A 1,541-nucleotide genomic window follows, 5' to 3' on the forward strand; every position below is an offset into this window, starting at 1 on the left:
AGTCGTTTGTGAAGAACGTCTCTGAGCACCGTTTTAGGCAAGGTGTGGTTGCGATAGGTGGCGACAGAGTATCCATAACAGGCCGCGTAAAAGTTCCGCGAGCCAGCGGCGAAGCAGGCTGAAGTTGTAGCCAGCGGCGGCAAGCACGGCGTTGATGCGGTCGCCGTCGCGGCCCTTGAGATGGTTACGGCGCATCCGGTGGTCGTCCTTGAGATGGCCGATCACAGGCTCGACGGCGGCGCGACGCCGCATCTCGCGGCGGATCGCTTTGGTGACACGGCGAACCTGGCCGCTGATCCAGACCTTGAACCGGTCGGGATAGTTGTGGCCGCGGTAGCCCTTGTCGCCGTGGATGCGGCGCGCTGCAACACCTGTGAACTTTTCGAGGTCGGCGATGACGGGACCGAGCGTGTGGCCGTCATAGGGATTGCCGTGCAGGGCCTTGGCATGCAGCACAAACTGCCCGCCTTTGGGCGCGGTGGCAGGCGTGGCAATCGAGACTTTGCAACCAAACTCGTAAGGTGCCCGGGCCTTGCCTTTGCCGATGCACTCCACCTCGGGGGCGTGCAACGAGTAGACCTTGGGACCGCGCTGACGCTGCTCTTGATGGCGAACCCGGTGGGCGAGATCGAGCAGCGGACCAAAGCGATCCTCAAGCGCAGGGTCGCCCTCGATCTTGCGTCTGACGTCACGGATGATGCGGCCAAGCCGGGTGCGCAGGAATTTGAGCTCTCGTCGGGCACGCTTGAACTGGTGGGCATGTGTGTACCGCCCCACCATGATGGCGGCGCGCTTGGCCACGCGCAGATAGCTCTGGCGCAGTTCGACGCTCTCGCGTTTGGCCAAATCGACCAGCTTCTCGATCGCCCGGTGCATAAGCCGCGCATCGCTCGGATGCGCGATCGCCTTCTCCTGGACGGTGGTGTCCACAACGACCCGCTCGAGATCTTTGGTCTCGATCGCCCCAGTTCGATGCGCCACCGAGAGGCTTTCTTGCAATAGCGCGGCGATCTGCTCCTCACCCAGCCGCTGGCGCCAGCGGGTCAGCGACGAGCGATCGAACGGCAGGTCGTGCCGGAACACCACCTCGCCGCAGAAATACTGAAAATACGGGTTCTCGACCCACCTGTCGCACAGCGTCTCGTCAGAGAGATTGTGCATGTGCTTGAGGATGAACAGTCCGGCTACCAATCGTGTCGGCAACGGTGGCTGCCCCGGCCCGAGGCGACAGACCGAACTGAAACGTCCCGCCAGGAAGTCCCAATCGATCTCCGCCGCCAGACGCACCAACGGATGGCGAAGGTTGATGATCTTCTCCAGAGATGGACGAAACAGATCGTCCTGACGATCGTCGCGCGGATGGCTCATGGGTTCTCCCCAACAGCGAATCTCGCCGTCAAAGGAATCACGAAGTCGCCAAATCCGGAATCTTGAAACGCAAGAAAACCAACACCTACCCACGGCTTTCTTGCACAATCGAATACTTGCTCACGACAAATCACAGCGACAGATCAATCGCTTCCGAATTCTTCACGGGCGAC

General features: G+C 61.2%; 1 protein-coding gene. It reads right to left on the reverse strand.

From position 1 onward, the window contains the following. Nucleotides 1–33 precede the first annotated feature (33 nt). A complete protein-coding gene (locus E4K65_RS46615) occupies nucleotides 34–1,368 on the reverse strand; it encodes an IS5 family transposase (protein ID WP_135179751.1) in 1,335 nt (444 codons plus the stop codon). Between the last annotated feature and the right edge of the window lie 173 nt (nucleotides 1,369–1,541).

Origin of the sequence: Bradyrhizobium niftali (assembly GCF_004571025.1) — a bacterium.
In the GTDB taxonomy this organism is placed as follows: domain Bacteria; phylum Pseudomonadota; class Alphaproteobacteria; order Rhizobiales; family Xanthobacteraceae; genus Bradyrhizobium; species Bradyrhizobium niftali.